The following is a 16,046-nucleotide window of genomic DNA, read 5'->3' as shown; positions in this document are numbered from 1 at the left end:
TGACCGGCTTCCCCGCCCCTCGTCGGCGCCCCTGGAGCGGCTGGCCACCGACCCCATCCCTGCCTGCGCCACGACGCACCGGGATGCGGAGATGTTTGATCTTTGACCAACCTGGGATGACGCGCCGGCCGATAGCTGCGCGTTGTCCCTCCGTTGACCCGTCGAGAGGGTAGCGCCGATGCTGGATCTTCAAACGCTCGTTCTGAATGCGGATTACCGGCCGCTCTCCTATAATCCGCTCTCGCTGTGGTGCTGGAAGGACGCGTTCACCGCGTTGTTCCTCGATCGGGTCACGCTCGTGGCCAGCTACGACGTCGAGGCTCGGTCTCCCTCTCGCTCCCTGCGTGTGCCGAGCGTCGTTGCCCTGAAGAGCTACGTGACGCTGGCGCGAAGCCCGGCCTTCACACGTTACAACATCTACCTGCGCGACACGTTCTCCTGTCAGTATTGCGGCCTACGCCTCCCGGCGGGTGGCCTGACGTTCGACCACGTGGTGCCCCGATCGCGCGGCGGCCTGTCGAGCTGGGAGAACGTCGTCGCGGCCTGTTCCCCCTGCAACCTGCGCAAGGCCAATCGCACCCCGGCGGAGGCGGACATGCCGCTGCTCCACGAGCCGCACCGGCCGACCCGGCACGAACTGCACCGCCGGCAGCCGGAGTTCGACCATCGGGAGTATCACCACACCTGGCTCGACTATCTCTACTGGGATACCGAGCTGGAGACCTGACGGGTCAGAGTGCTTGAAAGCGCGGCGGCGGTTCGTTGTAGAGCGGGAGAGCGAGCGAGCGCGGCACACGGCGGATCGGAATGAGCACGACCGGATGCCGCGGAGCGACGTAGGTCGGATCGCGATAGGCGATGTGCGGCGGGAGAAGCAGACGCCGGTAAGCTGGAGTGGGCTCCCCGCCCGCGTGAACTGGGCTGCCAATGGACACGGCCACGGCGCAAACGATGAGGGCGAGGCGGCGCATCAACGAACTCCCGGCGGCGGTCTGTCTGCCGGCGGCGATGTTAGACTGTTAAAGACGAGCGTCCTGTTAACGGCTGTCAGAATTTCACTGCCGCACCGCCGCGGACCGTGTTCAGGTTGACCTTGTGTCCGTCAAAATCGTTGAACTGAACATATTGGTACTCGCCGCGAACCAGAATGTTTTCGGTTACGGCAAATTCCAAACCGCCTCCGAGCGCCAGGCCGCCGACGGTCTTCACCGTGGTTTTGCCGATGGTGTAGGGCGCATTCGGAGCGGTCTGAACTTCTCCGTTCGGCGACGAGTAATTTCCGGGATAAGCGGGATTGAAGCTCGCGTAATCATGGCGTGCGACGTAGGCGGGTGCTGTCGCGGTCAAGTTCGACGTGTAGGTCTGAGAGTTGTAACCATAGTTTTGGATGGCGACCTTATCGGTAACCTCTGCACGGCCGATCGCGAGTCCGGCCGTCACGAAAGGCAGGAACCTCCCGAACGCCCAGCCACCGCGGGCACGGATGGTGCCATAATCCTCGATCTTCGTGGAGGACAGGCCTGCCAAGTTGACAACTTCGGTCATGCCGCCGGTCGTCGTCATGATGCGACTGATACTGTTGCTGACTTGGCCTGCTTTGTTGAAGCGTGTGTAGTCAGCCTCGATTCCCACTACGACCTCATCGAACTGATAGTTGAAGCCGGCGAAAGCACCGTAGCTGGCCCCGTCTGCGCGGGCCGAAGGCGCGGTGAGAAAGGTTGAGACGTTGAATTGGCTTTCGATGTCGCGCACCCTGAACTCTTCGGCGAGCATTTTCTGGAACACGTTGTTCTGGTTGAGGGACGCAGAGGTGTATCCACCATGCCCACCAAAATAGACGCCGTTCCAGTCGATGACTTGGACCTCGGGCTCGTAGTCAGCGCCGCGGAGAACGCCATAATCCAAATCCGCGCCCTGCGCCGGGGCAGTGACGCCGAGTGCAAAGCCGGCCAGGAGCGCGAGGGTCACGGTACGCATTGATATCGTCCTCAAGGCGTCAGACCGATGGGTCGGATGGCCGAGCCTGTAGCTTTGGTTTTACTTGGGTAACCTTAATGATCCGTTGATCTGCGTGATGCTGAGCAGCGCCGTGTCCTTCAGGTGCGGCGCCGCGATATGCGTCACGGCCTATTCGTAGGGGTTTCGGGTCCAGTTGGGGCTGGTGAGAGTGGGAAGACGCCCCAGACCGCCGGCGAAGCTATAGCGGAGGCCAACACGGACCTCGTGCGAGGCGAGATCTTTTAAACGCGAGTCGAATCCGAAGGTGTCGAGCCCCGTCTTCGCGCGACCGAGATCGACGTAGCGGTAGCTGGTGTCGAGGCTCAGGCCGCCGCCGATCTCGTAGGCAACACCGCCCGTCAAGGCCCAGGCCAGGGACGTGACCGAACGGCTCGGCCGACGCACCGCGTCGCGCAAACCGGTACCGGGATTGTTGTCACAGAATTCCAGGATGCAGGTCGTTTGCGTGTAGGCTTTGGCGAAGCGCGTGTCCGCAAAGCCGATGCCTCCGCCGATATAGGGTGTCACTCCCCACCAGGTTCCGAGATCGGCGTAGACGTTCACCAATCCGGTTAGGATGTCGAGTTGCCCAGCCTCGATGTTGTACCCTGTGACGAACCCGGAGCCCGATGAGTAGGCGCTGTAGCGCGACGGGGTGCGCTGATCGATTGTCGCGTCGACGCGGAGCCAATCGGTAATCCGGTAACCGACGCCACCGCCGTAGCCGGGAGCCGTATCGAGACTTAGGCGCGTGAGGGGAACGAGAGGGCTTCCATCTGAGGGAGCAGGCGTTGCATCACGTGGACGCGCATAATCGCTGGCCGTGGCGTCGACCCGGAGGTACCATCCCTCTCCGATGGCCACCGGCGCCGATCGCAACATCAGTGGCTGGAGATCTGCCGCCTGGACGAGTGCCATCTGACCTTGGGCGGCGAACACCATTCCGACGGCCGTGACGGTAAGAAATCTGGATGCGGCCATGACGCTCTCGGACACTAAAGGACACGACGCGATCAAGGTCCTAATCAGCCCTTTCGGATCACGGTCGAACGCAGTCTGGCCTGGAAATATTAGTGCGGTCTTAACCCTAACATCTTGCCATGATAGAGTTTCACCCATCTTCGCTGTCGCTCAAGAATGAAAGATGGCCGAGGTGTGGTGCCACGCGCCCTCGGCCACTCGTTTCATTTCGGTATTTCGCGGGGCGAGGAAGCCCCTCCCCTTTTGGGTGAAAGGCTTTCAGTACTTCCGAACCAGCGGTACCGGCTCGGGCTGATACTCAGCGACCACCGGGGCGACGATTCCACCGAGAAGCCAGCGCATGCCGATGCGGACGTCGTGAGAGGTGACTTCCTTCACCTTATAGACGGCGCCGCCGCAATCCTGATTGATGCAGTTGATGACGCCGGAGCGCACGTCACCCAGATTGAGGTAGCGATAGCCGAGTTCCAGCTTCAGGTTGGGCGTGACGCTGTAGGCGAGACCAGCCATGGCCGCCCAGGCTAGCGTGTTCGAGTGCTTGTCCTTCGCGAACCCATACCCACCGGTTGCATTCCCGAAGCCACGGTCGTTAAATCCTGAGAGCTCGTGGAACGCAGTTCCGACACCGCCACCGATGAACGGCGTCACGCCATACCAAGTGCCGAGATCAATGTAGCCGTTCGCCATGACGACGACGGACGCCAGATTGGCCTGATACGCATTGACCCCGCGGCAGCCATCGAACCGGCACTCCGCTCCGTAGCTGTCCTGGAAGGTCAGCTTGCCGCCGCCGCGATACTCGGCCGTGACGTCGCCGTGGAAGTAGGAGCCGAACTGATAGCCGACGCCGCCACCCGCAAAGAACTGGCTCTCGATGGCCTTCTGATCGTAGCGGTATCCGTCCGGGAGCGATCCCTTGAGGACCGTGGTCGAGATGGCGCTGACGCTGGCCGCGCCCACGCCGACGTCACCACGCAGGTACCATCCGCCGCCGATCTCGACGGGCGGGGGAAGCGGCTCGGGCGGCAGGGGCGGAAGCAGATCCGCCGCTTGGGCGAGGCAGGGCGCTGCCACGCTCACAACGAGCGTGATCGAGCGCGCCAAGGCAGACAGCTTGGTGCGGCGCATCGGATGTCCTTCAATCGACCGTATGCCGGAAGCCTGAAACGCCGGCGGGATGACGAGGACATCATGGGGGCCAAGAGTTAAATCGGATTTAACGTTAAATGTTATCCTTGCAGAAGTGTTGACCGCAGATGCACAACGCTGGGTTCGTGTTCGCGAACGAATGCATCCTCGTTTCAAGTAAAAGACTTAGGCCAAAGGAAGAGACTGCGCGTGCCCAGCAAACCAGAGGATGTGCGTCGCTTGGCTGGATCACTCCCGGAAGTGACCGAGGGGGCGCATAACGGACACCCCGACTTTCGGGTTTTGGGTCGGATCTTCGCAACGCTATGGGTCGAAGAGGAACGATTGGTCCTGCGCCTGTCGCGCACTCAACAGGCCGATTGGACCGAGGCGGAGCCCGATCTCTTTGAAGCGGTGGAGGGCGCCTGGGGCCGGCGCGGCTGGACCAATCTCACCCTCTGGGAAGCGGACGAGGACGTACTCGCTGCGGCGCTCCTCGCCGCTTGGCGTGAGGTCGCACCGGCGGCTTACGATCAGCTCTGACGTCTCGAAACGGTTCGCGTCCGTTCAGATGGTACTTGGACGCGGCGCGATGGGTTCACGGAGACCCTGGCCGGTACTTCTCTCTGCATCCCGTCACTTTCAAACCCCTGAGATCACGCTGCGGCCTTGGTGACGGCTTCGACGACGTCATCCACCACCTCCGTAACGAGGCCCCGGTCGTCCCCTTCGGCCATGACGCGGATCACCGTCTCGGTGCCCGACGGACGGATCACGAGGCGACCGGAATTGCCGAGCCGCTCACGCGCCTGGGCAATCGCCGTAACGACGGAATCCGCACTCAGCGGTTGGCCGGAGCGGTAGCGCACGTTCTTGAGAATTTGCGGCAGCGGCTCGAAACAGTGGCAGACCTCGCTGACCGGTCGCTCCTGGCGCTTCACCACGCTGAGGAGCTGCAGAGCGGCAACGAGGCCGTCGCCGGTGGTGGCGTAATCAGACATGATGATATGTCCGGATTGCTCACCTCCGAGATTGTAGCCGTGCTCCCGCATGTGCTCGAGGACGTAGCGGTCGCCCACGGCGGTGCGGGCGAGAGTGAGGCCGATCCCTCCCAGGAAGCGCTCCAGGCCCAGATTCGACATGATCGTGGCGACGAGCCCAGGCTGCGTCAGGCGGTCATCTTCTTTCCAGGAACGGGCAACCACGGCCATCAGCTGATCGCCGTCGACGGACTGGCCCTTCTCATCGATGATGAGAACCCTGTCTGCGTCACCGTCCAGGGCGATGCCAATATCAGCGCGCAGTTCCCGAACCTTGGCCGCGAGCGCCGCGGGCGCGGTCGAGCCAACGTCACGGTTGATGTTGAAGCCGTCGGGCTCAACGCCGATGGCGATGACCTCGGCGCCCAATTCCCAGAGGGTTTCGGGTGCGACCCGGTAGGCGGCACCGTTCGCGCAATCCACGACAATGCGCAGGCCGTCGAGCGTGACGTTGCGCGGCAGGGAGCGCTTGGCGAATTCGATGTAGCGGGCGTGAACGCTTTCGATGCGTTTGGCGCGTCCAAGATCGCGCGAACCGGCCAGACGCTTATGCAGTTCGCCATCGATCAGCGCCTCGATCTCGCGCTCGACCTCATCGTTCAGCTTGAAGCCGTCGGGTCCGAACAGCTTGATGCCATTGTCCTCGAAAGGATTGTGCGAGGCCGAGATCATCACGCCGATATCGGCACGCATGGAACGTGTCAGCATCGCGACCGCCGGCGTCGGCATCGGGCCGAGCTGCAGCACATCCATGCCCATCGAGGTGAAGCCCGCAATCAGCGCGGTTTCAATCATGTAGCCCGAGAGGCGCGTATCCTTGCCGATCACAACTCGATGGCGGTAGTCGCCGCGCTGAAAGATCAGCCCTGCTGCCTGGCCAACTTTCAGGGCAAGCTCCGGCGTGATGACGCCGTTGGCCCGTCCCCGGATACCGTCCGTGCCGAAATACTTGCGCGACATGCTCTTCGCGTCCCGTCTGATGGTCTTAGTGTAGGGGAACTGAGTCCGCCTGGAGACGCAATCCTCCAGCCTACCGCCGGTGATGATGCTTCGGCATTAGGTTCACCCGAAGGGCTGAAGATCCCACTGCCGAATTTTGCTTGGGAGACCCAAATCCATCGTATCGTTAGGGAGGCCTTGATACGAACGAGCCCGCCGGTGGCGGGCTCGTAACGTCGGTTGCGGTCGACTGAGGTTTGCCCGCTCAGGCCTGCGGTTGAGGTTCCAGTCCATCGCTGCCGCGCGGACGGCCACGACCCGCGGTCGGCACGGACGAGCCGCGCAGCGTCGTCGGTCCGTCACCCGCATCACGGATCGGAGGTTTACCGGCGATGAGGTTCTTGATCTCGTCACCCGACAGCGTCTCATACTCGAGAAGACCCTGGGCCAGTGCCTCCAGATCGTCCTTGTGCTCGCCGAGGATGCGGCGGGCTTCCTCGAGACCGGTCTCGACCAGACGGCGGACTTCCGCGTCGATCTTCTGGGCGGTCGCCTCCGAGACCGTCTGCTGGCGGCCCATCGACATCCCGAGGAAAACCTCGTCGTTGTTCTCGCCGTAGGCGACGGTGCCGAGTTCGGGCGAGAAGCCCCAGCGCGTCACCATCATGCGGGCCAAGCGGGTTGCCTGTTCGATATCGGACTGCGCGCCCGAGGTTACCTTGTCGGCGCCGAACGTCATTTCCTCGGCGATGCGTCCGCCCATCATGATGGCGAGGCGCGAGGTCATCTGCTCGTAGGACATTGAGAGCTTGTCCCGCTCGGGGAGCTGCATGACCATTCCGAGGGCGCGGCCGCGCGGGATGATCGTCGCCTTGTGGACGGGATCGGTGGCCGGCACGTTGAAGGCAACGATGGCGTGGCCACCCTCGTGGTAGGCCGTGAGCCGCTTCTCGTCCTCGGTCATGACCAGGGTGCGCCGCTCGGCGCCCATCATCACCTTGTCCTTGGCGTCCTCGAATTCGTGCATTGTAACAATGCGCTTGCCACGACGAGCCGCCAGCAGCGCAGACTCGTTGACGAGGTTCATGAGATCGGCGCCGGAGAAGCCGGGGGTGCCGCGCGCGATGACCTTGAGGTCCACATCCGGAGCCAAGGGCACCTTGCGGACGTGAACACGCAGGATGCGCTCGCGACCGACGACATCCGGATTCGGCACCATGATCTGGCGATCGAAACGGCCCGGACGCAGCAGGGCGGGGTCGAGCACGTCGGGCCGGTTGGTGGCGGCGATGATGATCACGCCCTCGTTGGCCTCGAAGCCGTCCATCTCCACGAGGAGCTGGTTCAGTGTCTGCTCGCGCTCGTCGTTTCCGCCGCCGAGACCGGCGCCGCGATGACGGCCGACCGCATCGATCTCGTCGATGAAGATGATGCAGGGAGCGTTCTTCTTAGCCTGCTCGAACATGTCGCGCACACGGGATGCACCGACGCCGACGAACATTTCGACGAAGTCAGAGCCAGAAATCGTGAAGAACGGCACATTGGCCTCGCCGGCGACCGCACGAGCAATCAGGGTCTTACCCGTGCCGGGGGGGCCGACGAGCAGCACGCCACGGGGGATACGGCCGCCGAGACGCTGGAATTTCTGCGGATCACGCAGGAATTCCACAATCTCCTGCAGATCCTCCTTGGCTTCCTCGACGCCGGCGACGTCATCGAAGCTCACCCGGCCTGAAGCCTCTGTAAGGAGCTTGGCCTTTGACTTGCCAAAGCCCATGGCGCGGCCAGCGCCCGACTGCATCTGCCGAGACAGGAAGATCCAGGCGCCGATGAACACCAGGATCGGCAGCCAGCTCACGAGCAGCTGGATGAACCACGGCGTGTTGTCCGACGGCGGACGTGCGGTGATCTGGACGCCCTTGCTCTGCAGCTTGGACACGAGGCTCGGGTCATTGGGGGCATAGGAGGTAAAGTTGCCGCCGCCGACATAGGTGCCGCTGACGTCCTGCCCGGAGATCACAACCGTCTGGATCTTGCCGGAATCGGCATCGTTCAGAAGCTGGCTGTAGGCGATCTCGGAGCCGCCACCGCGATGACCCGGGTTTTGGAACAGGGTCACGAGGGCGAGCACGAGCAGGAAGATGACGACCCACAAGGCGAAGTTGCGGAAGTTCGGGTTCATCGATCAATCCCTGGAGGCATCGGGGCCCACCGCACGAAATGGGGCGGGTCGCTCCTGACGCTCCCCGCCAATGTAGGCAGCGAGTCACCCCTTGCCAAGTCGAAGGGGGAGGCCGTGCCATGGCCATGCCGCCGCGGCAAGGCGGCATCGGATGCGAAGGTTACGAAGATTTCCATCCCCGACGCGGCGGTGCCGAGGTCAACACAAGGTCCCCTGTCCGCGTCACTGCGAACAAGATCCCACGCAAAGTCCGGCGTACCGGTGTGCCCGCACGCAGTGCGGGTCGAAGCTCGTCGAGAACGAGGGCTTCGAGCCGTTCCAACCGCTCCGGCCCATCGGGATTCATCTTCTCCGCTGCGAGGCTCGCGACACGGAGAAGCACGGCCTCCGGAAGTGAGCGCAGGTGGAGACCATCGAGGCGGATCCCGGAGTGAAATTCCGGCCGAAACGCCGCTGCAAAAGCGATCCGCGCGGCTTCCGTCAAGGCGTCCTCGTCACGGGCGCAGCGCGCCGCCAGACGGCAGAGCCGATCCGGGCCCAGCCCCTCGCGGCCGAGGTCCGGGATGAGCCGTCGCAGGCGGGCCCGAGCGAAGCGCTCGTCGGTGTTGGATGGGTCGCACAGGAAGGTGAATCCCCGGCGCTTGCAATAATCGACGAGTTGGGCCTTCGCGATCGTCAGGAAGGGCCGAGCCAGCCTGATGGAAGGCGTGAGAGGTCGCTCGGCGCGCATGCCCGCGAGGCCCGCGGGCCCACTCCCCGCCAGAAGCCGCATCAGAACGGTCTCTGCCTGATCGTCGCGGGTGTGTCCGGTGAGCACGAGCCCAGCACCGAGGGTTTCGGCATGGGAAGCGAGAAGAGCGTAACGCGCACCACGAGCGGCCGCCTGAATTCCCTTCAACGGTTTACGCCCGCGCCAGGTCAAGGTTCGATGCAAGAAACCGAACGTCTCAGCCAGACGGGCGACCGCCTCAGCTTCGGCGCCCGCTTCGGGCCGAAGTCCGTGATCAATCGTGGCAACGTGAACGGTCGCTGCCGAATCGAGGGCAGCAGCCGCGGCCATCAACGCGGTGGAATCGGGGCCGCCGGACACCGCGAGGAGAACCGCATCGCCGGTCAGATAGGGTCGTAGCGCGTCCTCGACCGCGTCGACCGGCTTGGTCAGGCGGCGCAGCGCGCGCGCTTCTGTTCGCGGATCACGCCCTGGCGGACGCTGGCGCTGGCGGAGGGGAATTTCCGCTCCAGTTCGGCGAGGGTCGCGCAGGCCTGCTCGCGGGCGCCGAGTGCGTTGAGCGACGCCCCAAGCTTCAGCATGGCATCCGGCGCCTGCGCCGAGCGTGCATAGTCCGTGGAGACCTTCAGGAATTGCTCCGCCGCCTCACGGTTGCGATTGCGCTGCAGGTAGCTTTCGCCGAGCCAATAGGTTGCCGACGGCACCAGTGCATCGCGCGGGTGGGATTGAATGAATTGGCGCAGGCCCATCTCGGCCTGCTCGTACTGACGCTGAAGGATGTAGGCGTAGGCCGCCTCGTAATCGGCGCGTGCATCGCCCGACCCCGTGGCCGCGACGCTGCCGGCCCGAGGAGGATTCGGAAGTGCACCGGTGGTCGGAACGCGGGTGGGTGGCGAGAGGTCGACGGGGCCGCCAAGACCGGGCGGCGTCAGGCCGGGCTCTTCGTCGTCCGCCTCGACGACCGTCGGAGGCACGTTGCGCGTACGGGGCGCTTCGGCGACGGCCCCGCTCGGCGTCGTGGTGCCCAACTGCATCGGTGCGCCCGGCTGGCCGGGACTGTGCTCGGGATCGAAGGCATCGCTGCGCTTCTGCGGCTTTGCCGGAGCCGGATTGGTGCCGGACGGGGCGCCGCCGCGGCCACCCTTTGCCTCCTGCAAGCGGAACTCCACGTCCTCCTGGAACTTGCGGAGCTGCTCCTTCAACTGGCGATTTTCGTATTGCAGAGTCTCGATCTGCCCGGCGGTCTGGCGCGACTGGTTCTCCAGCCGGTTGAGCCGGACGACGAAGTCGGACGCATCCTGCGCCGTCGCGGGAGCCGACATCCCCCAGAGGATCGATCCCGTGACGAGTCCGGCTGCAGTGGCGAGGCGGGTCGCGAGGAGGAGGCGGGCAAGCATGGCGGTCGTTACCGGTGGTCGAGGGGCGGAGGTGCGCTCGCGAGGATCGCGGCCCGCCGATAGCAAATGCTGTCCCACGCGGCAAAAATGCGGCCATGCCGCGGCGCATCGTTTCGGACGCGGGATCTCGGGGCAGCATTGGCCCCGGGATCCTGCGCCGTCGCCTCGGATCAGGAGCCGGCGCCGCGGTCGAGGACCGTGACGGCGCGGCGATTCTGGGACCAGCACGAGATGTCGTTGCACACGGCGACAGGACGCTCCTTGCCGTAGGAGACGGTGCGGATGCGCCCGGTCGCGATGCCGCGCGAGGCCAGATAGTCCTTCACCGACTGCGCGCGGCGCTCGCCGAGGGAGTAGTTGTACTCTCGGGTGCCGCGCTCGTCGGCATGGCCCTCGATCAGGAAGGTGTAGCGGGGATAGCGCTGCAGCCAGGTGGCCTGCTTGTCCAGGGTGGCGGTGGCGGTGGGGGTCAGGTCGGTGGAATCCGACTCGAAGAACACCCGGTCGCCGATATTCACCACGAAGTCCTGAGCGCTGCCCGGGGTGTTGGCGCCGCCATTCATTCCACCACCGGCGCCGAACCCGGAGGCGTCGGCCAGATCCTTGTCGTTGGTGCAGGCGGCGACGCTGAGGGCGGCGCAGAGGGCGGCCGCCAGCGGAAACACGCGGAAGCGCGCAATCATGGACATAATCCTGTTCTCCTCGGGCGCACCCGCCGGAATCCTGATGATCAGGCCTGCGACATTGCCTCGTGTGACCCCCGCGGGGACACATCGGCGGTTCTTATGCGGTCTCGGTTAAGCGAAGGTTCCATCAACCTTGAACGGATCTTTCCGAAATCGGCCAAAGGCTCGCAAACCCAGTCTCCCCCCCAGCCGGCTCCGGTTCACGCCATCGACGGCCCAGGCGAAGCGGGCTTTGGGATCATCCCCGATTGCGGCAGCGGCGCGACCGGGGCGCCGGACCTTGCACGTGCGTCCAACCCGTGGCCGCGTTGCAACATACGGCGTCTCGCGCGCCTCAGGTTTGATTCTGAAGGTTTCGGATCGCCATCACCGCGGCTTCTGCGGATCGCCTGACGGCCGCCAGAGGCGCCGCGAGGTCGGCTCCCTCCATGCAGGACCGCTCCATCTCCGCACAGCGCTGTGACAGATCATGGAACCCGAGCGACCCACTCGCGGAAAGCAGGATGTGGGCATCCTGGCCGAGGACGATCGGGTCGGAGGACGGCGCCTGAAGCCGTAGGTCGATCTCAGTCATCAGACGGTCGAGAAGGTCCATCAGGTGCGCATGGCCGAAGATGCCTTCCAACTCCGCCAGGGTGCGAGGCTCGTAGATCGGCCCCGCCGGCGGAGCCGGCGCATGGGGGGCTGCGGACGTCCCGGCCTCGTGGATCGAATGGTCCGGCATGAAGTTGTCCAGACTAGGGCGAAGGGCGTGACTTGGCCAAACCACTGCCTCTGTTGATCGGCGATTAACCACTATCGGACTAAGCCGGCTGTGCAAAGAGTTGGTGCGATCCATGCGTCGGCGTCAGATCCTCGTAGTCGAGGACAATTACCTGCTTCTTGAGATGCTGACCGCCCTGTGCCAGCGGACCGGCATCGCCGTGGTTTCGGTCTCAAGCGGCGAGGCGGCAGTGGCTGCCATCCGGCAGGCCAGCGCGGCAGACGATCGGGCGGGCGGTGCTTTCAGGCTCCTGCTCACCGACATCAACCTTCCGGGCCTCATCGACGGCTGGTCCGTTGCGCAGGCCTTCCGCACGCTTAATCCCGATGGTGCCGTCATCTATTCGTCGACCGGTGGCTGCGACGATCGCCGTGCGGTGCCGGACAGCGTCTTTCTGGCCAAGCCTTTCCGCCTGCGGGATGTGGTCGATTTAGCCAGTTCGATGCTCCGGGAATCCGCCGCGGGATCGAAGTCGCTGATCCTGCCTGCGATGGGCTGAGAGTGGAAGCGCGGTCAGGCCCTGAACAAGGCCCGCACGGCGGGGTTTGCCCGCCAGCCCTCGACCCGGATGCATCCGAGAGCCTGCGGCGCATGGCGCTGATAGATTGCGAAGCTCGCCGCAATGAAAGCCGGCAGGTCGTAGAGTTTCGGGTCACCCCGGCCGGCCCGGTCCTTGAACAGCATCGCCCCCACCAGACCGTAATGCACGGCAAGGTCGGGGTAGAGGGGCCAGACCACGTCGGCGGCCAACTCATCCGGGAGGTAGTCCTCGACCCGAGCCTCGAGGGGCTCCAGGCCTGCCTCCGTAGCGAGGCGCCGGGCAATATCGGCCAGCACGAACAGTTTGGGATGGTTCAGGACGTGCATGAAGCAGCCGCGTCGGGACCATCGGGCGAGCTCGGCCTCCAGAGGAAACGTGATGTCGCGCGCGCTTCCGAGAAGTTCCGCCGCGGCGACGTTCCAGGCCTCATAGAAGCCGAGCCGCGTATAGATCGACTCGCGGAACAGCGCGGCCGTCTCCTTCGGTCCCAGCCCTTCCAGATAGGCGCACAGGACAATGGCCGAGTGATAGGGGCCTGTCGGCGAGGCGATGAGGCGCGATGCGGAGAGCGCACCGACGTCGCCCACGAGGACCATGTCGGGCTGGTAGCCCGGGAACAAGACGGTCGGATACAGGCGGAGGCGCGGATCGCCTTCGCCGAGGACATGGACGTTGCCGCCCGCGACGAAGCCCTCAGGAAAGAACTGCGTGAAGACGTGGTCGAAGGGGGCGAGATAGGCTTTCAGCCGCTCCAGGCTGCCATGCCGTCGTCCAAGGCCGTCGAAGGGGACGAGATGGACTTGTGCGCTCGGGAGCAGCAGGCGCAGGGACTGGGCGACGCCGTCGGCCTGGCAGTTGCCCAGAACGGCGATCCGCGGTCCGTCCCGCATTGGGTCGGACGTATCGATCCTGGGCGCGCGCCATGCTTCCGCCCAGGATCGCCACGATGAACGCGGGCGTGTGAGGGAGGCAGCCAAAGCCGCGAAAGAGTCCGAGATCATTGTCTTGGTGGGCGTGCGCGGCAATGGCCTGAGCGATCGGATGGAGATGCCGCCGTGATGATGAACCCTTACGCCGATCTACCGGCCGAGCGATTCTGGCGCAAGGCCGTGGCCGGTGTCGCGCCTTTCGCCCTGGCGCCCGCCCCGAGCGGCCGCTTCACCATCGCCCCCGAGGCTCGGGTGGCGACCGCCGGTTCGTGTTTCGCGCAGCACGTCGCTCGCGCCCTGACCGGGGCGGGGTTCGGGCACTACCTCGCCGAAGCCATGCCCGACGGTTTGGCGCCCGAAGCCGCCGCCGACCGGCAATACGGGACCTACTCGGCCCGCTACGGCAACATCTACACCGCCCGCCAGCTTCTGCAGCTCTTCGACCGGGCCTACGGCACCTACGCCCCTGCCCTCTCGACCTGGACACGCCCGGACGGCCGCCTGATCGATCCGTTCCGCCCCGGGATCGAGCCGGCGGGCTTCGCGGACGCGGCTGAGGTGGAGGCCGATCGCCGACGGCATCTTGCGGCAGTCCGGGAGATGTTCGAAAGCCTCGACGTCTTCGTGTTCACCTTAGGCCTCACGGAGGGCTGGATGCATCGCGCGGATGGCGCGATGCTCCCAGTGGCCCCTGGGGTCATCGGTGACAGCTTCGACCCGGACGCCTATGCCTTCGTGAATGCGCGGGTCGGTGACGTGCGCGACGACATGCTGATCTTCTTGGAGCGGCTGTTCGCGGTCAATCCGGCGGCCCGGGTCATCCTGACGGTTTCGCCGGTTCCCCTGATCGCGACCTACGCCGACCGGCACGTGCTGGTCTCCAACACCTACAGCAAGGCCGCCTTGCGGGCCGCCGCCGAGGAAATCGTCGCCGCCGAGCCGCGTGCGGTCTACTTCCCCGCCTACGAGATCGTGACGAGTACCGCCACTGCGGCGCGCTACTACGAGGACGACCTGCGTTCCGTCACGCCTATGGCCGTCGCCCACGTCATGCGGGTCTTCCTCGATGCCTTCACCGCTCGGGCGAAGGCCCCGATCCTGACCCAGCCCCTGGGCATCGAGTATCGGCGTGCGGCCAGCGTGATCTGCGACGAGGAGGCGATCGAGCGAAGCCTGGCTTGAGCACCTACTGCAGGTGTCGTGCGTAGGTGTCGCCCGCCGCCCGCTTCAGTTCAGCGCCAGCCTCGCGCCCGATGCGGGCGGCGTCCGCCACGGCGCCGGTGCGCTGTACGGCCCAGTGGGCGCTGCCATCGGGCAGGAACAGCAGGCCGTCGAGGTTGAGCGTGTCGCCGCTGATCCGTGCCAGGGCCGCGATCGGCGTCCGGCAGGAGCCGTCGAGCTCGGCCAGGAGGCCGCGCTCGGCCTCGAGCTCGGCGGTGGCCGTGGCCGAGACCAGGGGCGCCAGGAGCGCGCGCACGGCGGCATCCGCCTCGCGACATTCGATCCCGAGGGCGCCCTGCGCCACGGCCGGGAGCATCTCGCCGACGTCGAGCACGCTCCGGGCCATATCGGCCATGCCGAGGCGCTCCAGGCCGCAGAGCGCCAGGAGGGTGGCATCGCAGGTCCCCTCCTCCAGCTTGCGCATGCGCGTGTTGGCGTTCCCGCGCAGGGGCACGATCCGCAGGTCCGGCCGGCGCATCAAGACCTGTGCGGCCCGGCGCAGGGACGAGGTGCCGACGCGGGCCCCGGACGGGAGCTCGGCGAAACCGGACGCGCGCGGCGACAGGAAGGCGTCGCGGGGGTCGTCGCGCTCCAGGATGCAGGCGATCACGAGCCCGTCGGGCAGCCAGGTCTCCACGTCCTTCATCGAGTGGACGGCGACGTCGACCACGTCGGCGTAGAGCGCCTGCTCGAGTTCCTTGGTGAAGAGCCCCTTGCCGCCGATCTCCGAGAGCGGGCGGTCGAGGATCCGATCCGCCACGGTGTTGACCACCACGATCTCGGTCTCGAGGCCCGGATTGGCCGCGACGATCTTGTCCCGGACCATTCCGGTCTGGGCCAGGGCCATCGGACTTCCGCGGGTTCCGATGCGGAGGGGGCGTTGGATCATGGGCGAGGATCGCTCGGTGGTAAGGGGCGGCCGGAACCCGGGGGACCGGGCCGGTCCGGCCTGCTGAACCTAGGTACGCAGTCCGTGCGCGGATGTCACCGGGACCGCGTTCGATCGTTCCCCGGACGCTAAGTATTCCGAAACCACGCGTCGAGGTCGCGCCTCCCGCGGCCGGCGATCTTAGGCGAAGCTTATCGCTCTCGGCGTGTGTCTCGTGCGACGAGGATTCCACGGGTCAGGTCGGCGGACGCTCACCGATGAAGCGCAGCAAGCTCGAAGCCTATTACGAGCAGGAGTTCGGTCCGCGCGACGAGGAGCCGGACGACGGCCCGCTTCGGCGTCCCCTCGGTCGGGACCCTGCGCCGGCCCGGTCCCGGCGGCGCGGCGGGTTCGGCGTCGTCCGTTTATTTAAAATCACGCTGATGCTCGGACCGATGACGATCCTGCTGGCCGCGAGCCTGCTGATGGATTGCCAGGGGAGTGCCCGCGGGACCTGGGTCCCCGACCTCCTGCGCAGCACCGCCTGCGCCCGCCGCGAGCTGGCCGGCCGGGTTCTCCATCTCGACGGCGACCTTCGCACCGTCGCCAACGGCCTGCGGTAGGCCGGCGTGTTCGGGACGGA

General features: G+C 65.4%; 17 protein-coding genes. 5 read left to right on the top strand and 12 right to left on the bottom strand.

The annotated features are described in order from the left end of the window. The first annotated feature begins 178 nt into the window (after positions 1–178). Positions 179–727, top strand: coding sequence for an HNH endonuclease (locus tag AC1MGR_RS09965; RefSeq protein ID WP_055950293.1), 549 nt, complete (start codon positions 179–181; stop codon positions 725–727). Positions 728–731: 4 nt separating this feature from the next. Here AC1MGR_RS09965 and AC1MGR_RS09960 read toward each other — a convergent pair whose 3' ends face one another. From AC1MGR_RS09960 to AC1MGR_RS09945, 4 genes are all read right to left on the bottom strand, one after another. Continuing rightward, positions 732–971 carry a hypothetical protein gene (locus AC1MGR_RS09960; protein WP_480234479.1) on the bottom strand — a complete coding sequence of 80 codons (240 nt, stop codon included), beginning with the start codon at positions 969–971 and terminating at the stop codon, positions 732–734. Between the two features lie 76 nt (positions 972–1,047). Then, positions 1,048–1,977, bottom strand: coding sequence for an outer membrane protein (locus AC1MGR_RS09955; protein WP_480234478.1), 930 nt, complete (start codon positions 1,975–1,977; stop codon positions 1,048–1,050). A gap of 150 nt (positions 1,978–2,127) precedes the next feature. Further along, a complete protein-coding gene (locus AC1MGR_RS09950; protein ID WP_480234477.1) occupies positions 2,128–2,979 on the bottom strand; it encodes an outer membrane protein in 852 nt (283 codons plus the stop codon). A gap of 258 nt (positions 2,980–3,237) precedes the next feature. Continuing rightward, on the bottom strand, positions 3,238–4,107 hold the full coding sequence (locus AC1MGR_RS09945) for an outer membrane protein (protein ID WP_480234476.1): 870 nt from the start codon (positions 4,105–4,107) through the stop codon (positions 3,238–3,240). A 240-nt stretch (positions 4,108–4,347) separates the two neighbouring features. Between AC1MGR_RS09945 and AC1MGR_RS09940 the strand changes: the two genes are divergently transcribed. Further along, on the top strand, positions 4,348–4,650 hold the full coding sequence (locus AC1MGR_RS09940) for an MmcQ/YjbR family DNA-binding protein (protein WP_480234475.1): 303 nt from the start codon (positions 4,348–4,350) through the stop codon (positions 4,648–4,650). A gap of 113 nt (positions 4,651–4,763) precedes the next feature. On the opposite strand, the gene glmM is transcribed toward AC1MGR_RS09940, so the two are convergent. From glmM to AC1MGR_RS09910, 6 genes are all read right to left on the bottom strand, one after another. Beyond that, positions 4,764–6,107, bottom strand: coding sequence for a phosphoglucosamine mutase (gene glmM / locus AC1MGR_RS09935; RefSeq protein WP_108038697.1), 1,344 nt, complete (start codon positions 6,105–6,107; stop codon positions 4,764–4,766). A gap of 244 nt (positions 6,108–6,351) precedes the next feature. Next, entirely contained in the window at positions 6,352–8,268 is a 1,917-nt protein-coding gene (gene ftsH, locus AC1MGR_RS09930; protein WP_480234474.1) for an ATP-dependent zinc metalloprotease FtsH, read from the bottom strand. A 160-nt stretch (positions 8,269–8,428) separates the two neighbouring features. After that, on the bottom strand, positions 8,429–9,328 hold the full coding sequence (gene tilS / locus AC1MGR_RS09925) for a tRNA lysidine(34) synthetase TilS (protein WP_480234761.1): 900 nt from the start codon (positions 9,326–9,328) through the stop codon (positions 8,429–8,431). A gap of 98 nt (positions 9,329–9,426) precedes the next feature. Then, entirely contained in the window at positions 9,427–10,395 is a 969-nt protein-coding gene (ybgF, locus tag AC1MGR_RS09920; protein ID WP_108038691.1) for a tol-pal system protein YbgF, read from the bottom strand. Between the two features lie 170 nt (positions 10,396–10,565). Further along, positions 10,566–11,084: a peptidoglycan-associated lipoprotein Pal gene (gene pal, locus AC1MGR_RS09915; protein WP_108038689.1), complete on the bottom strand. Its 519-nt coding sequence runs from the start codon at positions 11,082–11,084 to the stop codon at positions 10,566–10,568. A gap of 331 nt (positions 11,085–11,415) precedes the next feature. Beyond that, complete coding sequence (locus tag AC1MGR_RS09910) at positions 11,416–11,805, bottom strand: hypothetical protein (RefSeq protein ID WP_480234473.1); 390 nt, start codon at positions 11,803–11,805, stop codon at positions 11,416–11,418. Between the two features lie 112 nt (positions 11,806–11,917). Here AC1MGR_RS09910 and AC1MGR_RS09905 point away from each other — a divergent pair, with 112 nt between their 5' ends. Continuing rightward, positions 11,918–12,343, top strand: coding sequence for a response regulator (locus AC1MGR_RS09905; RefSeq protein WP_480234472.1), 426 nt, complete (start codon positions 11,918–11,920; stop codon positions 12,341–12,343). 14 nt (positions 12,344–12,357) lie between these two features. Here the strand turns inward: AC1MGR_RS09905 and AC1MGR_RS09900 are convergent, their stop codons facing one another. Next, positions 12,358–13,275, bottom strand: a complete 918-nt coding sequence (locus AC1MGR_RS09900) for a WcbI family polysaccharide biosynthesis putative acetyltransferase (protein ID WP_480234471.1) — start codon at positions 13,273–13,275, stop codon at positions 12,358–12,360. A 171-nt stretch (positions 13,276–13,446) separates the two neighbouring features. Here AC1MGR_RS09900 and AC1MGR_RS09895 point away from each other — a divergent pair, with 171 nt between their 5' ends. Beyond that, positions 13,447–14,496, top strand: coding sequence for a GSCFA domain-containing protein (locus tag AC1MGR_RS09895; RefSeq protein ID WP_480234760.1), 1,050 nt, complete (start codon positions 13,447–13,449; stop codon positions 14,494–14,496). A 4-nt stretch (positions 14,497–14,500) separates the two neighbouring features. Here AC1MGR_RS09895 and hemC read toward each other — a convergent pair whose 3' ends face one another. Further along, the gene (gene hemC / locus AC1MGR_RS09890; protein WP_480234470.1) at positions 14,501–15,424 is read right to left on the bottom strand and encodes a hydroxymethylbilane synthase; all 924 of its coding nucleotides are present in this window, start codon (positions 15,422–15,424) and stop codon (positions 14,501–14,503) included. Between the two features lie 257 nt (positions 15,425–15,681). On the opposite strand from hemC, the gene AC1MGR_RS09885 reads away from it, so the two are divergent. Then, positions 15,682–16,026 (top strand): hypothetical protein, encoded by a 345-nt coding sequence (locus AC1MGR_RS09885; protein ID WP_108038679.1) that lies wholly within the window; start codon positions 15,682–15,684, stop codon positions 16,024–16,026. The last annotated feature ends 20 nt before the right edge of the window (positions 16,027–16,046 follow it).

The sequence above is a fragment of the Methylobacterium sp. BI1 genome (assembly GCF_056680125.1).
This window is presented reverse-complemented; position numbering and strand designations above follow the sequence as displayed.